Annotated in this window: 20 protein-coding genes; 4 read left to right on the top strand and 16 right to left on the bottom strand. The window is 69.4% G+C overall.

The annotated features are described in order from the left end of the window. Nucleotide 1: 1 nt before the first annotated feature. The gene (locus tag ABEU20_RS03490) at nucleotides 2-196 is read right to left on the bottom strand and encodes a hypothetical protein (RefSeq protein WP_420162973.1); all 195 of its coding nucleotides are present in this window, start codon (nucleotides 194-196) and stop codon (nucleotides 2-4) included. After that, complete coding sequence (locus ABEU20_RS03485) at nucleotides 193-705, bottom strand: SRPBCC family protein (RefSeq protein WP_420162972.1); 513 nt, start codon at nucleotides 703-705, stop codon at nucleotides 193-195. Before ABEU20_RS03485 ends, ABEU20_RS03490 begins: the two co-directional genes overlap by 4 nt. A gap of 60 nt (nucleotides 706-765) precedes the next feature. On the opposite strand from ABEU20_RS03485, the gene ABEU20_RS03480 reads away from it, so the two are divergent. Further along, a complete protein-coding gene (locus tag ABEU20_RS03480) occupies nucleotides 766-1,344 on the top strand; it encodes a TetR/AcrR family transcriptional regulator (protein ID WP_420162971.1) in 579 nt (192 codons plus the stop codon). Nucleotides 1,345-1,401: 57 nt separating this feature from the next. Here ABEU20_RS03480 and ABEU20_RS03475 read toward each other — a convergent pair whose 3' ends face one another. Next, nucleotides 1,402-1,956 carry a metallophosphoesterase family protein gene (locus tag ABEU20_RS03475; RefSeq protein ID WP_420162970.1) on the bottom strand — a complete coding sequence of 185 codons (555 nt, stop codon included), beginning with the start codon at nucleotides 1,954-1,956 and terminating at the stop codon, nucleotides 1,402-1,404. A gap of 42 nt (nucleotides 1,957-1,998) precedes the next feature. Here ABEU20_RS03475 and ABEU20_RS03470 point away from each other — a divergent pair, with 42 nt between their 5' ends. Further along, the gene (locus ABEU20_RS03470; protein WP_420162969.1) at nucleotides 1,999-2,796 is read left to right on the top strand and encodes an SDR family oxidoreductase; all 798 of its coding nucleotides are present in this window, start codon (nucleotides 1,999-2,001) and stop codon (nucleotides 2,794-2,796) included. Between the two features lie 8 nt (nucleotides 2,797-2,804). Here the strand turns inward: ABEU20_RS03470 and ABEU20_RS03465 are convergent, their stop codons facing one another. From ABEU20_RS03465 to ABEU20_RS03440, 6 genes are all read right to left on the bottom strand, one after another. Then, nucleotides 2,805-4,262 carry a DNA-3-methyladenine glycosylase 2 family protein gene (locus ABEU20_RS03465; protein WP_456300328.1) on the bottom strand — a complete coding sequence of 486 codons (1,458 nt, stop codon included), beginning with the start codon at nucleotides 4,260-4,262 and terminating at the stop codon, nucleotides 2,805-2,807. Nucleotides 4,263-4,352: 90 nt separating this feature from the next. Next, entirely contained in the window at nucleotides 4,353-4,685 is a 333-nt protein-coding gene (locus ABEU20_RS03460) for a hypothetical protein (RefSeq protein ID WP_420162967.1), read from the bottom strand. 174 nt (nucleotides 4,686-4,859) lie between these two features. Continuing rightward, on the bottom strand, nucleotides 4,860-5,732 hold the full coding sequence (locus tag ABEU20_RS03455; protein ID WP_420162966.1) for a TIGR03619 family F420-dependent LLM class oxidoreductase: 873 nt from the start codon (nucleotides 5,730-5,732) through the stop codon (nucleotides 4,860-4,862). Next, a complete protein-coding gene (locus tag ABEU20_RS03450) occupies nucleotides 5,729-6,259 on the bottom strand; it encodes a nuclear transport factor 2 family protein (RefSeq protein ID WP_420162965.1) in 531 nt (176 codons plus the stop codon). Before ABEU20_RS03450 ends, ABEU20_RS03455 begins: the two co-directional genes overlap by 4 nt. A 231-nt stretch (nucleotides 6,260-6,490) precedes the next feature. Beyond that, nucleotides 6,491-7,054 carry a TetR/AcrR family transcriptional regulator gene (locus ABEU20_RS03445; protein ID WP_420162964.1) on the bottom strand — a complete coding sequence of 188 codons (564 nt, stop codon included), beginning with the start codon at nucleotides 7,052-7,054 and terminating at the stop codon, nucleotides 6,491-6,493. After that, nucleotides 7,054-7,575 carry an FBP domain-containing protein gene (locus ABEU20_RS03440; RefSeq protein WP_420162963.1) on the bottom strand — a complete coding sequence of 174 codons (522 nt, stop codon included), beginning with the start codon at nucleotides 7,573-7,575 and terminating at the stop codon, nucleotides 7,054-7,056. Before ABEU20_RS03440 ends, ABEU20_RS03445 begins: the two co-directional genes overlap by 1 nt. A 129-nt stretch (nucleotides 7,576-7,704) precedes the next feature. Here ABEU20_RS03440 and ABEU20_RS03435 point away from each other — a divergent pair, with 129 nt between their 5' ends. Further along, nucleotides 7,705-8,427 carry an SOS response-associated peptidase gene (locus ABEU20_RS03435; RefSeq protein ID WP_420162962.1) on the top strand — a complete coding sequence of 241 codons (723 nt, stop codon included), beginning with the start codon at nucleotides 7,705-7,707 and terminating at the stop codon, nucleotides 8,425-8,427. 4 nt (nucleotides 8,428-8,431) lie between these two features. On the opposite strand, the gene ABEU20_RS03430 is transcribed toward ABEU20_RS03435, so the two are convergent. The 3 genes from ABEU20_RS03430 to ABEU20_RS03420 form a co-directional block, all read right to left on the bottom strand. Then, a complete protein-coding gene (locus tag ABEU20_RS03430; protein WP_420163140.1) occupies nucleotides 8,432-9,073 on the bottom strand; it encodes a GAF and ANTAR domain-containing protein in 642 nt (213 codons plus the stop codon). A 253-nt stretch (nucleotides 9,074-9,326) separates the two neighbouring features. After that, nucleotides 9,327-10,283, bottom strand: a complete 957-nt coding sequence (locus ABEU20_RS03425; RefSeq protein ID WP_420162961.1) for a ferritin-like domain-containing protein — start codon at nucleotides 10,281-10,283, stop codon at nucleotides 9,327-9,329. Between the two features lie 74 nt (nucleotides 10,284-10,357). Further along, nucleotides 10,358-10,924, bottom strand: coding sequence for a TetR/AcrR family transcriptional regulator (locus ABEU20_RS03420; protein ID WP_420162960.1), 567 nt, complete (start codon nucleotides 10,922-10,924; stop codon nucleotides 10,358-10,360). 115 nt (nucleotides 10,925-11,039) lie between these two features. On the opposite strand from ABEU20_RS03420, the gene ABEU20_RS03415 reads away from it, so the two are divergent. Beyond that, nucleotides 11,040-12,251 carry an MFS transporter gene (locus ABEU20_RS03415; protein ID WP_420162959.1) on the top strand — a complete coding sequence of 404 codons (1,212 nt, stop codon included), beginning with the start codon at nucleotides 11,040-11,042 and terminating at the stop codon, nucleotides 12,249-12,251. A gap of 25 nt (nucleotides 12,252-12,276) precedes the next feature. Here ABEU20_RS03415 and hisI read toward each other — a convergent pair whose 3' ends face one another. The 4 genes from hisI to priA are packed head-to-tail and all read right to left on the bottom strand — an operon-like array spanning nucleotide 12,277 to nucleotide 14,973. Further along, complete coding sequence (gene hisI, locus ABEU20_RS03410) at nucleotides 12,277-12,624, bottom strand: phosphoribosyl-AMP cyclohydrolase (RefSeq protein ID WP_420162958.1); 348 nt, start codon at nucleotides 12,622-12,624, stop codon at nucleotides 12,277-12,279. Next, on the bottom strand, nucleotides 12,621-13,394 hold the full coding sequence (gene hisF / locus ABEU20_RS03405) for an imidazole glycerol phosphate synthase subunit HisF (RefSeq protein ID WP_420162957.1): 774 nt from the start codon (nucleotides 13,392-13,394) through the stop codon (nucleotides 12,621-12,623). The genes hisI and hisF overlap by 4 nt, the downstream gene beginning before the upstream one ends. Then, on the bottom strand, nucleotides 13,391-14,224 hold the full coding sequence (locus ABEU20_RS03400) for an inositol monophosphatase family protein (protein ID WP_420162956.1): 834 nt from the start codon (nucleotides 14,222-14,224) through the stop codon (nucleotides 13,391-13,393). Before ABEU20_RS03400 ends, hisF begins: the two co-directional genes overlap by 4 nt. Before the next feature lie 14 nt (nucleotides 14,225-14,238). Beyond that, on the bottom strand, nucleotides 14,239-14,973 hold the full coding sequence (priA, locus tag ABEU20_RS03395; protein WP_420162955.1) for a bifunctional 1-(5-phosphoribosyl)-5-((5-phosphoribosylamino)methylideneamino)imidazole-4-carboxamide isomerase/phosphoribosylanthranilate isomerase PriA: 735 nt from the start codon (nucleotides 14,971-14,973) through the stop codon (nucleotides 14,239-14,241). Between the last annotated feature and the right edge of the window lie 15 nt (nucleotides 14,974-14,988).

Genomic DNA, 14,988 nt, shown 5'->3' with positions numbered 1-14,988 from the left:
GCTACGCTCCGTCGGCGGCGTGGGCCGGGCGGTCGCGGAGACGGACCATCCCCGACGGAATGGTTGTCGTGCTGACGAGATCGAGCATGACGGGGCCGATCTCGTCGAAGATACGGGGGCCGGTCGCCCACAGGTAGGGGCTGACGGTGAACCAGAACTTGTCGACGACGCCATCGGCGACGAGTGCGCGCGTCATCTCGCCGGCGCAGGGAACGACCAAGTGGCGGTGGCGCATCGACGCAGCAGGCGTACGTACGCGCCGAGCGGACGCAGATCGCGGCGCGCCGGAATTGTCGAGACCCCCTCGGCGCAGTCGAGCGCGTCCTCGATCAGGGCATCGTGGAGAGGCCGCCAGATCAGAGGCCAGGTGAGGCGGGCCCATCCCCGAGTTGCCATCTCCAGCCGGTGCGTCAGCCGCGTCCGACCCTCCCCCGCCTCCTCCACGACGAATCCGTGCGTACCCACGAACCCGTTGGGGCGACGGAAGCAGAAGGTCACCTCCCGGCCCGGGCTATAACTCTCGCAGGTATAGCGCACCGGCCCGTGCCCGCCCTCGGCGTCGACGCCGAGCGGTCGGTCGAAGCGGATCGCCGGCCATCTGTGGTGCGGCCACAGATGGTCGTGGTCACTCGCCAGGGTGTCGAGCACCCTGCCCACCCTGTGCACATCGGCCCCGATGACGCGCTGATGAACGTTGCGGACCATCTCTACTCCTCGTTTTAGAGAGTGCACTCTATTATGAAATTAGAGGCTACTCTCTAGAACATGCCGAGAAAAGCAGTTCACACCGCCGACTCACTGCTCGACGCAGCAGCGTCCATCGCGGCGATCGACGGTGCGGCAGCAGTGACCATGAGCGCCGTCGCCGCCGCGGTCGAGGCCCCCAGCGGCTCGGTCTACTACCGGTTCCCGGACCGCGCCGCGCTCCTGTCGGCGTTATGGCTCCGCACGATCGATCGCTTCCAGCACGGCTTCCTCGAGTCCCTGGCGGGCACTCCGGCCCGCGACGCTTCGGTACGGGCGGCCCGCTACGTTCTCGAATGGTCTCGTGACAACCCCGTCGATGCGTCGGTCCTCCTTGCGGGCCCGTCCTCGTTCGGAAGTGCGCAATGGTCCGGCGAGGCCCGGAAGGCATCCGCTGTGCGGCAGAGCCGCCTCGAGGAGGCGCTGGACGCGCTGGCCGAGCGCCTCGGCTTCCGGACCAGGATCGACCGCGAACGGCTGGCCCTGGCGCTCGTGGACTTGCCCTATGCGGCGGTTCGCCGACAGTCCCACGGTGCGGGCACTGTTTCCGATGCCACCATCGATGCAGTCGAGGACATCGTGCGTCGCGTGGTCACGTAGGAGCCGGACGGATCGATTCGTCCGATGCGGTGGGCTCCCCATTCGGTGAATTGAGCATCACCGTTGTCCGCGGCGCTGATGGGATGCGGCTGCGCTACCGGATCGGGGTGCAGCGCTCACCGGGAGACGATGCAGCTCCACCCCCTGCAGCGCCCCGCCCTCGACAGTCGCGGTCATGTAGGTGCAATGCGGTTGCCGGCGGCGATCGGTGGGCGAGCCCGGATTGAGCAGACGCAGACCGCCCGGGGTGGTCGTGTCCCACGGGATATGGGAGTGCCCGAACACGAGCACGTCGGTGTCGGGGTATGCCGCCGCCATCCGACTCTCCCTCCCGGTCGCCGCTCCGGTCTCGTGAACCACCGCGAGCCGCACTCCGTCGAGGGTCGCCCGCGCGATCTCCGGAAGCCGTTCCCGCAACGCCGGGCCGTCGTTGTTGCCCCAGCACGCGATCAGCCGTCGAGCCCGTTCCTCGAGAGCCTCGAGCAGTGCCACCTCGACCCAGTCACCCGCATGGACGACGATGTCGGCGCGATCCACCTCCTCCCACACGACCGCCGGCAGCGTGCGTGCCCGCGCGGGGACGTGGGTGTCGGCCAGCAGCAGCAACCTCATCCCTTCAGTGTGGCGCTCCCGCCCGTGGGGTACACGACGACCATGACCGCCACGACTCACGACCGGCTCGCCGTCGTCACAGGTGCGGACTCCGGCATAGGCAGAGCCACCGCCGAACTCCTTGCGTCCGAAGGCTACGACGTCGGCATCACGTTCCACACGGACGGGGAGGGCGCCGAGCACACCCGAGTCGCCGTCGAACAGCGCGGGCAACGCTGCCGCGTCGCCCACCAGGACTTGGCGAGACCGGACACCGCCGACACGATCGACCACCTGGCGCAGCAACTCGGCGGACTCGGGGTGCTGGTGAACAATGCGGGCACCGGACATCGGGACCGCGCACTCGACCTGACGTACGACCAGTGGCGCGAGGTACTCGCCACCGACCTCGACGGCCCCTTCCTGTGCGCACAACGAGCCGCCCGGCTGATGATCGACGCCGGCCGGGGCGGACGGATCGTCAATGTCACCAGCGTCCACGAGCACGTGCCGCGCCTGGGGGCGTCCGCGTACTGCTCGGCGAAGGCCGGGTTGGGAATGCTGACACAGTGCCTCGCACTCGAACTCGCTCGGTACGGCATCACCGTCAACGCCGTCGCACCCGGGGAGATCGCCACCCCGATGACCGGCATGAACGAGCCCGACGCCTTCCACGAGACCCGTCCGGGCAACCCGATCGGACGCCCCGGCCACGTCGACGAGATCGCGTCCGTCATTGCCTTCCTCGCCTCCCCGCGCGCGTCGTACCTGACCGGCCGTTCGATCCCCGTCGACGGTGGCCTGATGCTCATGGCCGCCCACGGACACGACATGGCCGACGAAGGCTGGCGCACGTTCTGACGGCGAATTCAGAACGTGCTGAACGCTTTTCCGCGATCGCGGGCGGCCGCGGCGAGGTGGAGCCCGGCATAGGTCCGCCACGGTCGCCAGCGCTCGGCGTCGACCGCGGCGACGCCGAGCCGGGACATTCCCGCTCGGATGGCGCCGTCCTCGGTCGACAGAACGTCGGGGTCGCCGAGACTCCGCATCCGAATGTAGGCAGCGGCGTGGGGCCCGAGTCCGGGAACAGCGCGCAGAGCCTTCTCCGCGGCGGCCCGGTCGACACCGGCGTCGAGCGCGAGGTCACCGTCGGCCAGTCGGCGGGCGAGCGCACGGAGCGTCCGCCGGACAGGAGGCGCCAGTTCGTCGAACGAGCCGTCGGCCAGGTCCTCGACACGGGGAAACAGGTGCGTCAGGCCACCACGCGCAGTCGCCAGCGGCTGCCCGTAGCGCCGCGCCACGAGGCCCGCGGCCCCGGCCGCGACCACTCGGACCGCGAACTCGTGCGGGTCGACGGTCCCCGGAGCACGCAGACCGGGCCGGGCCACCACGACCTGGGCCAGGGCGGGGTCCAGGCCCAACTGCTCGGCGATCGTGCACGGATCTGCGTCGAGGTCGAACAGCCGTCGTAGCCGTTGGGTAGCTGTCGTGAGGTCGCGCAGATCCTGCAAGCACAGGTGACAGACCAGCCAGCCGTCACCGCCGTCCTCACGGACCTCGGCGATCCCGACGCCGTGGGGAAGGCGCAACGTGCGCCGGTAGCGGCGGCCGGAACGGAGGCCGGTCATCTCCTCGACACCCGACACCAGGTCCGCGGCAAGGACGTCGAACGTCTCCTCCACCGCGTACGGGCCACGGAAAGGAAGCCGCAGCGGGATTCCGGCCGCGGCTCCGGCGGCACCGACGTCACCGAACCGGGTGGGTGTCCGAGGACGAGCGGCACGCAGCCCGGTCGGAGTGGCCGCGTAGATCTCGCGGACGGTGTCGTTGAACTGCCGCACACTGGCGAATCCCGCCGCGAACGCGACATCGGTCACCGGCATGGGCGTCGTCTGCAACAGGATTCGCGCCGTGTGTGCTCGCTGTGCCCGGGCCAGCGCCGTCGGCCCCGCCCCGACCTCGGCGTTGAGCTGGCGCTGGACCTGCCGTGCGCTGTATCCGAGCCGGGCGGCGAGCCCTGACACGCCTTCGCGGTCGACGACGCCGTCGGCGATCAGGCGCATCGCCCGACCGACCACGTCGGCCCGGGTGTCCCACGCCGCCGACCCGGGCACCGCGTCGGGCCGGCAACGTCGACAGGCGCGGAACCCGGACCCCTGGGCCGCGGCCGCGGTGGGAAAGAAGCGTACGTTCGCACGCTTCGGGGTGGTCGCCGGGCAGCTCGGCCGACAGTAGATACCGGTGGTCGCGACGGCGAAGAAGAATTCGCCGTCGAACCGCGCATCGCGACTGCACACCGCCTCGTACCTGCCGTCGTCGCCGATCATCTCACCAGCATCGGTCACCACGTCCGCTCGGGCCAGCGGAAATCGGACGTCGTCTTCTCGACGGTCGAAGTCCGAGGCGGTCCTCGGGGGCTATCGCAACAGTGAATCGGCCGGGTAGTAGCTGAGCGACGCGACGAACGCGATGGCACCCACTGCGAGCCCGACAAGTCCGCTCGCCGATCCCCCGAGTCCGATCGCGGCGAGCGCGGCGACACCGATCATCGCGACGGCGAGCGCCGTGGCCCCCGCGAAGGCGAATCGCCAGGTGAGAGGAGCCGACGCGGCCGCACTCCGCTTCGCCACCGCGAGAACACCGTTCCCCACCAGGACCGCGACCGTACCCAACAACGCTCCGGCAGGAAGAGAGCACAGTGAACCGAGGAGGACGGCCATCAGTGCCGAACCGGACGGTCCAGGATTCACCGAACCGAAGCGACAGGTAGCTACCGAAGGCAGCACCGATGAAGATGGGCCAGCCCATCGCCCGCGTTTGCCACGAAGTGCGTGAGCCCGCCATGCCCCGACAGTACGCACAGGAATGACCACAGCCGCGCCGGATGACGACATGTCCGCCGCGCAATCACCCTCCGCGCGTTGCTATTGCGCCCGGATGTCGAAGCCCGCGACGTCCGCGAAGGCCTCGAGCTGCTCCAGGTAGTGCGCGAGTGAATCGTGCCGCACCGTGAGGTTGATCTGAGTGGCGCCCGCCTTCTCCGCGGTGTCGATCACCTCGGCCACCTGTCCGGGCTCACCGACAGGGTCCAGGCGGTGGCCCGGCGAGAAGACGACGTCGAAATCGTCGGGCAACTCGTGCCGGTCGAGCATCTGCCGCATCAGCTCGGGGCTGGGACCGCGGAACGCCTGCGGCGCCGGTGCCCAGCCGTCGGCGAGGGTGACCGCCCGGCGCAGGGCACGCTCGCTGTGCCCACCGATCCACATCGGTACCCGAGCCTGCGCGGCGTGCGGGTCCACCACCATGTCCCGGAACGAGTAGTACGGCCCCTCGTACGACACCGTGCGACCGGACAGTGCCGAGCGGAGCGCCCGCAGGGCGTCGTCGGCGCGCGGCCCGCGGTCCTCGAAAGGAGCGCCCAGCATGTCGAACTCCTCCTTCAGGTTCCCCACACCGAACGCAAGGATCAGTCGTCCCCCGCTGAGATGGTCGAGTGTCCCGTACCGCTTGGCGATCTCCAGCGGGTGGTAGAAGGGCAGAACCAGCACGTACGGCAGGAACCGGAGCCGAGCGGTCTGTCCCGCCAGGAACGAGAAGGTCGCCAGCGGATCGTAGAAACGTTCTCCGCGTGGCAATCCCGGCGGGACGGCCACGTGGTCGCCGCACGTCATGAATTCGTACCCGAGACGGTCGGCTGTCCGAGCCACTCGCACGAGTTCGGCGGGGCCCGCCGCGGCCTCCCAGTCGGGACGCTTACCCGCCAGCGCGACGATCGGCGAACTGATCCCTACCTTCATGCCCCTGCCCCCGTTCCGTTCAGCTTCCGCTGCAGCCGGATCAGTGGGTCGTCGCCGTCCCTGCTGCCGGACGGTCCTGCGCCCTCCTTGGGCATCAGGCGTCCCGCGTCCGATCGGGTCCACTCGCGCGTGGCCCACCGCTCCGCGATCGCCCACCGGCCGTCCCGCCACTCCATGTGGTCGATGAACCGCACGCCGCTGGTGAAGTTCACCCGGGGGTCGTCGGCGGGTTCCCCCCAGTGGACCGACGTCCCGTACGTCTCGCTGATCGCGGTGTCGCCGAGCAGTTCGACCAGATGATTGCCGACGATGTGCATCGTCCCCCCACGCCGGGCACGCAACTTGGGTTCGACCCAGGCGATGTACTCGTCCAGGGTGCCCTCGAAACCGGTGTGATGGTCGACGCCGTCCGGGTGGTACGCCGACCGAACGAGATCGAAGTCCAGCCGGTCGATTCCGCGGCAGTACCGCAGGACGACGTCGTGGATCTGCTGGCGATCGGACCACTCGCTGCGTTGAACGTTCATACCGAGGGAACGTAGAGAATCCGGCACCGCCCGTCGGCCCGTATCCTGCTCTGCGAGAAATGTGCCGTCACCGAATCGGCTTCTCCAGCTTCGGGGCCACACGAACACGCGGTAACGCTTCCCTCACGTCTCGGGTGCCGACACGTCCCAGAACAGGTGCCCATCGGCCGCCTTGCGTGCCCCTGCCGACGGCAGGTGCGGCGACAGCCGGCCGTCAGAGAGCGCCGGGCCTCACGTCGGGCATTCCGCGTGGAGAGCCGAGAGCATGACCGCGGACACGGAAACCGGTGGGTGATCCGTGATGCGGGCGACCCCGGCGAGCCCGACGGCGAGCATGAGCAGTCGGCCCGCGGCCTCCCGCGCCCCCGCCACACCGTCGGCCCGGCGAACGAGGACGGACGCGAGCACGTCCGTCAGTCGGGCGAGCGACTCGATGTAGCTGTCCGCGACCGGCGTGCGCAGTTGCGCGTGGGCCGCGGCCTCGGCCCAACGGGCCATCGCGTGACCGTCCGTGTCACCGAGCAGATCTCGAAAGAACTCTGTCAACGCCTCGAGCGGTTCGAGATCGACGACCGCCGACTCGTAGGCGTCGATCTCCCTCGCCGCGTATCGGCGCCACGCCTCGGCGGCAAGTTCGTCCGTCGACGTGAAGTGGTGATGGATCTGGCCCGGTGATCCGCCGAGTTCGTCCGCGACGGTGCGCGCCGTCACGGCGCTGAGACCGTCCCGCGCCACGACCGTCGCCGCCGCCTCGACGATGGAGCGTCGGCGCTCAGCCCGTGCCAGATACGCCATCATTCACTCCGTCGCGCTGTTCGATCGAGCTCCGCCACCGACCGCAGGAACGTCACCGTCCGCTCCCGTAGCCCCTGCCGGCGCCGTTCGATCGTCTCCTCGGCCGGCGGGTCGAGCGGTCCGACGATCGGCTTGCTGTGGACATTCACGCTGCAGTCGAGGTCGGTGCAGACGTGCAGCCCAAGCGTACTCAGCCGCTGACGCTTGTCCCTGGACGGGCGCGGCGCGGCGAAGAGCGACACCTCGTTGAACCGCCGCGCGAATCGGCACAGGTCGCACATGACCGCGCGCGATCCGAGGGCGGCTCGATTCGGGTTCTGCCGGAGCACGACCCCGAAAGCCCTGTCGTCGACGTCCGCGACCAGATAGACCCGCATCGGCGCCCGCAGATCCCGCCAGCCGAGGTAGTCGATCCGATTCCAGCGAACCTCGTCGAATCTCGTGGGCAGATGAACCCGCTTGTGCGCCGGATCGAGATTCACGATCGAGGCACGTACTTCCGCCCGGGTCATGGGCCGCATGACAGCTCCTCACAGATTTGTACATTGATACAAGTTGTATCAGGATACAAGTTTGCGGGTCGGCGCCGGCGCGTGATCGGACCTCGTGCGGCTATCGTGCGCAAGTACCGGCGACGACGGGAGAGGCACGTGTGCGGACGCTATGCCAGCACCACGACCGACAAGGAGCTGCGATCGTTGTTCGACGCGATCGACTACGTGGGCGCAGAACCTCCGCCGTCGTACAACGTCGCGCCCACCCAGGATGTCCGCATCGTGCTCGAACGCTCCCCGCGCGACCGGCCGACGGCCGACCCCGAACGGCGACTGCGGACAGCGAAATGGGGCCTGGTCCCGGCGTGGGCGAAGGATCCGAAGATCGGCTCACGTCTGATCAACGCGCGGTCCGAGTCCGTCACCGAGAAACCCTCGTTCCGGTCGGCGGCGTCGAAGCGGCGCTGCATCCTGCCGGCGGACGGCTACTTCGAGTGGCAGAAGGACGACAACGGTCGCAAGATCCCCTACTTCCTGCACGGTGACGACAGGGTCCTCGCGATGGCGGGACTGTACGAACTGTGGCCGGATCCGTCGAAGGCGGCGGACGACCCGGGAAGGTGGCTGTGGACCGCCACCGTGCTCACCACCCGGGCCACCGACGCCGCCGGACACATCCACGACCGCTCCCCCGTGATCCTCCCCGAATCCTTCTGGGCACACTGGCTCGATCCGTCGATCACCGACGCCGACGACGTCCGGGCAATGGTCGCCTCGATCCCCGAACCCCACCTGCACCCGTACGAGGTCAGCACGGACGTCAACAACGTCGAGAACAACCGTCCCGACCTGATCGAGCCCGTACGCCCCGGGCGATGAACAATCAGCCGGCCGGCCGATCGTCGGCCTCGGTGAGCTTCCGCGCGATCTCGTACAGCGGCACGTTGCGCTCCTGCGACAGCTTCCGGAGCAGCCCGAAAGCGTGGTCGGCATTTACCGAGAACCTTTCCATCAGAATGCCTTTGGCCTGCCCGATGGTGTCGCGCGACTCCAGGGCCTCGCGGAACTGCTCCTCGCGTTGCGCGGCGATCACCGCGATCGCGGCGTGCGTCGCCAACGTGCCGCCGACACTCACCGACCTCGCGTCGAAAGCGTGAGCAGCGGAGCTCAGCAGGTTCAGTGCGCCGAGGTTCGATTCGGTGGTGTACAGCTGGAACGCCAGCATCGAACCGATGCCCGCGTCGGCCGCTCGAGGAGCGAATCGAGGCCACCGATCCTCGCTGCGCATGTCGTCCACGAGCACCGTCTCGTGCTCCCAGATCGCCTGTAGGCACGGTCCGTCCTCGACCTCCTGCTGCAGGTCGTCGATCCGACCGGGCAGCTCGGACGTTCCGGCACGCGACTCGAGGCGACCGCCCCGTACCGCGAGGGTGATGTCCGCGTGCTCGGCGCCGGGAACGAGGTCGACGGCGGCACGGGTGATCACCTCGAGCGTGCCGTTCAGACTGGCGTGCTCGTCGCGCATGTCGCGGGCCATCGCCTCGATTGCCGCCCGCACGTGCCGCTCCACTTTCGTCGACTTCGCCGCGGCCGGCGAAAGTTCGCCGCCCTCGCTGCCCTCGCTGTCGGCCATGCACCCATGCTTCCACCACCACGGCACCCGCGCAGGGACAATTCACTCGTCATCTCGGGCGAGTAGCGTGGCGGTCAGCCGGGCGGCTTCGCATGCCGTCGGTCAGGCGTTATCGGTTCAGCAGCGCAGCTGGTGGCGTCGTCCATCAACGGACGCCGACAACCTCCTGAGCGATCGCCGCGAGGCGCGTCTGCGCGGCCGAGACGACGCCGTTCCGAGCCTTGTTGGCCTCCTCGTACGCCACGATCGTGCGGACGTCGGCCGGATCCGTCAGCTCCTTGATTGCAGACACGGCGCGCGAGACGTTCATGTCGTCGTAGTCGGCGATGGGAAGCTCCGCGGGCTGCAGCGCTCCCGTGGACCCGCGAACTCCGTGCAGAGCGTCGGCGACCGCGGCGGCACCCTCCTCGCGCGTGATCACCTCCGCGCGTTCGAGGGCCGCGTCGCGGCTCGCCGCGATCGTTCGCGCCGCAACGTCACCGGCGTGCGCACCGCGGCTCAGAAGCTGGTTCATCCGGGGACCTGCGGAACGCACGGCGTCCATCACCTGATCGATACTCCTGGCGGACCAGGAGACCGGCGCGTTCATCCAGCGCACCGCCGCCCCGGTTGCTGCCTGCGCCGGGCTGCGCCGCAGCGCGGCGGGGCCGCCGAGGGCCTCCTCCGCCAGTACGGTCGTCAACCACTCCACTGTCGCCGAATGAGCGGTGACCAGACGATCCGCCAATTCCACGAGGTCCCGATGATGCTCCGCGGTGGCCAACGCCTTGAGGTACCGCGACCGGTCGAGAAGCTGGTGTTCGAGAACGAGGTCACCGAGGAGCGCCTCGTCGAACGGCTGCGCCTGCTCGGTCATCGTCTTCACCGCCGCCGCCGCCCGCCCGAGCCACGGCCCGACGAGCGCGGGCAGCCCGCCCAGTTCGCGTAGGGCCCGCTCGATCGCGTCGGCGCGTCCCCGCGCGTTCTCCGCATTGCGGGCAAGTTCGGTCGCCACAGCCTCGGTGCGCGCCTGCGCTCTGCGGGCGTCGGCCACCTGGATCTCGGTGTTCGTGAGCGCCAGCAGCGTACGCAGCTGCGCGATGAGAGTCGACGTGTCGGTCACAGCCTGCTCCGTTCCGGCAGAGAACTGCCTCGATGGGATTCGTCCGAGCAGGAGCTACCCACACGCGGCCACTCCTAACCATCGCCTCCGAGTACCTGGCGGGCGAACTCCCGCGCGCGCACGAGTCTTCGGTCGGACCCGTCGATGCCACGATGGGCGACCGCGCCCTCCAGGAGCAGGTAGATGTGCTCGGCCGCATCCTGCGGGTCGTCGACGAGGCGATCGTCTGAAATCAACTCGGTAAGCCGTTCGCGGACCCTGGCCTTGTGCTCGCGAATCACCCCGAATGCCGGATGCGTGCGGGGAAGTTCGGCGGCCGCGTTGATGAATGCACAGCCCCTCTCACCGTCGTCTACGTCGGCGAGGTAGGAGTCGAAGACGGCCAGGGCTCGCGGATGCTCCGCCGTCGCGAGCCGCTGCTCCAACCGCGCCCACCACTGCCGGTTCCGTTCCGCCAGGTACGCGACCACCAGTGCGTCCTTCGAGCCGAACCGGTCGTACAGGGTGCGTTTGGTGACGCCGGACTCCGCCGCGATTGCATCGACCCCCACCGCGTGGATACCACTGCGATAGAACAACTTCGACGCTGCGTCCAATATCTTCCGCGCCGCGCCGGTCAGCGGCTTGTCCCCTTCGACCACGACAGCACCTCCTTGACTTCACAGATCAGTGTACCTAGCGTGGCACCCACCTACTTCACAGATCGGTATACCCCCGCGGCGACGTGCCCCACAGACGATCGAAGGGAGTCCCGGAATGTCTCACACCGATCACGCGAGTGCGACCGGCGCGCGAGCGCAGCCGTTGTCCGCGCGCCGGACGATCGGATTGGCCGGTGCCGGGCTGTCGCTGATCGCCGTTTCCTACGGATTGGCGCGCTTCGCCTACGGACTGTTCATGCCCGCGTTCCGCGAGTCGTTCGACCTGACGGCCGGACAGGCGGGCACGATCGCCGCGACGAGCTACCTCGCGTACTGTCTCGGCACGGTCGCCGCCACCGTTGCCACACCACGATTCGGCGCGCGGGCCGTGGCAGTGTCCGCAGGCGCCCTGGCGACTACGGGGACTGCACTCATCGCCCTGTCGCCCACCAGTCTCGTGCTGACCGCGGGCGTGACGGTGGCCGGGTCCAGCACGGGGTTGGCCTCGCCGCCGCTCGCGCACGCGATCGCGGTCAGAGTCGCACCGGGATACCGCGACCGGGTGCAGACCATCGTCAACGCCGGCACCGGCCTCGGCGTCGCGGTCTCCGGCCCGGTCGCACTGCTTGCCGACGATCGTTGGCGGGCAGCATGGCTCACGTTCGCGGTCATCTCCGTGGCCGCGACGGTCTGGGTCCGGTTCCGCGTTCCCGGACCTGCCGCACCGTCTTCCACCTCACCGCGGCGGGCGAAAGACGACGACGCACCGCACGTCGCGTTTCCGTCGGACGCCCGCCGCCTGTTCGCGGCCGCCGCCGTCGTCGGCGCGGCCACGGCGGCGACCTGGACCTTCGGCCAGGAGCTACTCGAGACCGCCGGGGGCCACAGTCCTACGCTGGCAACCATCGCGTGGATCGTCCTGGGCGCGTGCGGCCTACTCGGGGCCGCCTCCGGCGAACTGGTCAGCCGAGCGGGACTACGGCGCGCGTGGACGGTATCGATGCTGGCGCTGTGCGGCGCCACCGCGGTACTCGCTGCGGTTCCCCAGCAGGCCACCGCCGCCGTCGGAGCGTCGGCAGTCTTCGGCGCGGTCTACATCGCCCTGACCGGCATCCTGCTGATCTGGAGCACGCGGGTCTATCCGGCGCGGCCCGCGACCGGCGTCGGTCTCACCTTCCTGATGATCGCCGTCGGGCAGTCCGCCGGCGCTCCCCTGCTCGGTGTCGTCGCCGACCGAGCGGGTCTGGCCACCTCGTTCTGGATCTCGGCAGGCCTGGCACTGGCTGCTGCAGCGCTGGCGCCGCCCGGGCGAATCCGGACCGCCTGATCACCTCGCCGGGAGCGCCGCGCGGTCAGGCCTCGGCGGAGAGCAACACGTCCGTGTCGAAGCACGTATGGGTACCCGTGTGGCACGCCGCGCCCTCCTGGTCGACGATGAGCAGCACGCTGTCGCCGTCGCAGTCCAGGCGCACCTCGTGCACGAACTGGGTGTGGCCGGACGTCTCGCCCTTGACCCAGTACTGCTGACGCGAGCGCGAGTAGTAGGTGCCCTTGCGCGTCTCGAGGGTGCGCGCGAGGGCCTCGTCGTCCATCCACGCGACCATGAGGACGTCGCCGGTCGCCTTCTCCTGCGCGACGGCACTGAACAGCCCGGCTTCGTTGCGCTTGAGGCGGGCGGCGATCGACGGATCGAGGCTCATCGGACGGTGATCCCTTCTGCACGCATGGACGCCTTGACGTCCCCGATCGTCATGTCCCCGAAGTGGAAGACACTGGCCGCGAGGACGGCGTCGGCACCGGCCTCGACGGCGGGCGCGAAGTGCTCGACGGCGCCCGCGCCGCCACTGGCGATGACCGGGACGTGGACCGCGGCGCGGACCGCCCGGATCATCTTCAGGTCGAAGCCGGCCTTGGTGCCGTCGGCGTCCATCGAGTTCAGCAGGATCTCCCCCACGCCCAGTTCGGCGCCGCGGATCGCCCACTCGACCGCGTCGATGCCGGTGCCGCGCTTGCCACCGTGCGTGGTGACCTCCCAGCCCGACGGCGTCGGCTCCTGACCCGCGGGGACGGTGCGGGCGTCGACCGACAGCACGATGCACTGCGAACCGAACCGCTCCGACATCTCGCGCAGCACCTCGGGACGGGCGATCGCGGCGGTGTTGACACTCACCTTGTCGGCACCGGCGCGCAGCAGACGGTCGACATCCTCGACGGTCCGCACGCCGCCGCCGACGGTGAGCGGGATGAAGACCTGCTCGGCGGTGCGGGTGACGACGTCGAGCATCGTGCCGCGGTCGCCGCTGGAGGCGGTGACGTCCAGGAAGGTCAGCTCGTCGGCGCCCTGCGCGTCGTAGGTGGCGGCGAGTTCGACGGGATCACCCGCATCCCGCAGGTTCTCGAAGTTGACGCCCTTGACGACGCGTCCCGCGTCGACGTCGAGGCACGGAATCACGCGAACAGCCAAAGTCATTGTGGTGGCCCTCCTTCAGGCCTGCCCTCCGGGTCGCCCAGAGAGTGGAGAATGTCGAGCAGTTCGCCGTGCACGCCGGGGGCGGCGGCGAGGACCGAGCGCGAGCCTACGTGCCAGTCGTCGCCGCGAAGATCCGTGACCACGCCGCCGGCCGCCCGAACCAGGGCGACACCGGCCGCGTTGTCCCACACATGGTGTCCGAACACCACGGCACCGCCGAGGATTCCGGCAGCGGCGTAGGCGAGATCGGCACCGGTCGATCCGTGCATCCTGATCCGGGACGAGACACGACTCAGCTGCCCGAGCAGTTCGAAACGGTAGGAGCCCGGGATGCGGCCGCGGCTGTCGATGTTGAACGCACCGAAGCCGATCATCGCCTCGGACAGCGAACTCGCCGCGAGCCTCGGCAGGGCGACGCCGTTACGGAGGAGCGGCCCACCCTGGGCGGCCGCGAACCGCTCCCCGGTCAGCGGCAGCCACGTCAAGCCGAGCACCGGGACACCGTCACGCAGCAGCGCGAGCAGCATGCCCGCGGTGGGCAGGCCCGCCGAATAGTTGAACGTGCCGTCGATCGGGTCGAGGATCCACACATCACCGCTCGCGAGTTCGGGACCGCCGAACTCCTCGCCGTGGACCTCGATGCCGGTGCGCCTTTCGAGTTCGGCCGACACCGACTTCTCGAGTTCGAGGTCGACGGCGGTCGCGAAATCCTTGGGGCCCTTGCGAACCGCGCTGGGCGCGCCGAGCCCCGCGACGAACCGGTCCCGGGCACCGTCGAGGACCTCGCTCGCGATCGCGAGCAGATCGAGCGGTTTCCGGGGCTGGCTCATCGCGGCGACCGTTCCTAGCGCGAGACCGCGGCCAGCGCCTCGGGAAGCGTGAATCGTCCTGCGTAGAGCGCCTTTCCGACGATCGATCCCTCGACACCTTCGCCCACGAGACCCGCGATGGCCTCGAGGTCGGCGATGGTCGAGACGCCGCCGGAGGCGACGACCGGCGCATCGGTGGCCGCGCACACGGCGCTGAGCAGTTCGAGGTTGGGGCCGGTGAGAGTGCCGTCCTTGCTGACGTCGGTGACGACGTAGCGCGAGCAGCCGTCGCGGTTGAGGCGCTCGAGGACCTCCCACAGGTCGCCGCCGTCGGAGACCCAGCCGCGGCCGCGCAGACGGTAGTCGCCGTCGATCAGCTTCACGTCGAGGCCGACGGCGATCCGCTCGCCGTGCTTGGCGATGGCGCGGGCGCACCAGTCCGGGTTCTCGACGGCAGCGGTACCGAGGTTGACGCGGGCGCAGCCGGTCGCGAGGGCGGCCTCGAGGGACTCGTCGTCGCGGATACCACCGGACAGCTCGACCTTGACATCGAGTTCGCCGACGACGGCGGCCAGCAGTTCACGGTTGGATCCGCGGCCGAACGCGGCGTCGAGATCGACCAGATGCACCCACTCTGCACCGTCGTTCTGCCACGCGAGGGCAGCGTCGCGGGGCGCACCGTAATTGGTCTCGCTTCCCGCCTCTCCCTGAACGAGGCGAACAGCTTCACCGTTGGCGACATCTACAGCAGGCAAAAGGACCAGGCTCACTGCGCCGATCCTAGT

Origin of the sequence: Rhodococcus parequi (assembly GCF_046042785.1) — a bacterium.
GTDB lineage: Bacteria > Actinomycetota > Actinomycetes > Mycobacteriales > Mycobacteriaceae > Prescottella > Prescottella parequi.
Note: the sequence above shows the minus strand (reverse complement) of the source record. Positions and strands in the feature narration are given on the sequence as shown.

What these genes read in the sequence shown, in the direction of transcription:
- ABEU20_RS03490 (WP_420162973.1), bottom strand. Translation starts at nt 196, where the DNA reads ATGACGCGCGCACTCGTCGCCGATGGCGTCGTCGACAAGTTCTGGTTC.
- ABEU20_RS03485 (WP_420162972.1), bottom strand. Translation starts at nt 705, where the DNA reads ATGGTCCGCAACGTTCATCAGCGCGTCATCGGGGCCGATGTGCACAGG.
- ABEU20_RS03480 (WP_420162971.1), top strand. Translation starts at nt 766, where the DNA reads ATGCCGAGAAAAGCAGTTCACACCGCCGACTCACTGCTCGACGCAGCA.
- ABEU20_RS03475 (WP_420162970.1), bottom strand. Translation starts at nt 1,956, where the DNA reads ATGAGGTTGCTGCTGCTGGCCGACACCCACGTCCCCGCGCGGGCACGC.
- ABEU20_RS03470 (WP_420162969.1), top strand. Translation starts at nt 1,999, where the DNA reads ATGACCGCCACGACTCACGACCGGCTCGCCGTCGTCACAGGTGCGGAC.
- ABEU20_RS03465 (WP_456300328.1), bottom strand. Translation starts at nt 4,262, where the DNA reads ATGATCGGCGACGACGGCAGGTACGAGGCGGTGTGCAGTCGCGATGCG.
- ABEU20_RS03455 (WP_420162966.1), bottom strand. Translation starts at nt 5,732, where the DNA reads ATGAAGGTAGGGATCAGTTCGCCGATCGTCGCGCTGGCGGGTAAGCGT.
- ABEU20_RS03450 (WP_420162965.1), bottom strand. Translation starts at nt 6,259, where the DNA reads ATGAACGTTCAACGCAGCGAGTGGTCCGATCGCCAGCAGATCCACGAC.
- ABEU20_RS03445 (WP_420162964.1), bottom strand. Translation starts at nt 7,054, where the DNA reads ATGGCGTATCTGGCACGGGCTGAGCGCCGACGCTCCATCGTCGAGGCG.
- ABEU20_RS03440 (WP_420162963.1), bottom strand. Translation starts at nt 7,575, where the DNA reads ATGCGGCCCATGACCCGGGCGGAAGTACGTGCCTCGATCGTGAATCTC.
- ABEU20_RS03430 (WP_420163140.1), bottom strand. Translation starts at nt 9,073, where the DNA reads ATGCGCGACGAGCACGCCAGTCTGAACGGCACGCTCGAGGTGATCACC.
- ABEU20_RS03415 (WP_420162959.1), top strand. Translation starts at nt 11,040, where the DNA reads ATGTCTCACACCGATCACGCGAGTGCGACCGGCGCGCGAGCGCAGCCG.
- hisI (WP_420162958.1), bottom strand. Translation starts at nt 12,624, where the DNA reads ATGAGCCTCGATCCGTCGATCGCCGCCCGCCTCAAGCGCAACGAAGCC.
- hisF (WP_420162957.1), bottom strand. Translation starts at nt 13,394, where the DNA reads ATGACTTTGGCTGTTCGCGTGATTCCGTGCCTCGACGTCGACGCGGGA.
- ABEU20_RS03400 (WP_420162956.1), bottom strand. Translation starts at nt 14,224, where the DNA reads ATGAGCCAGCCCCGGAAACCGCTCGATCTGCTCGCGATCGCGAGCGAG.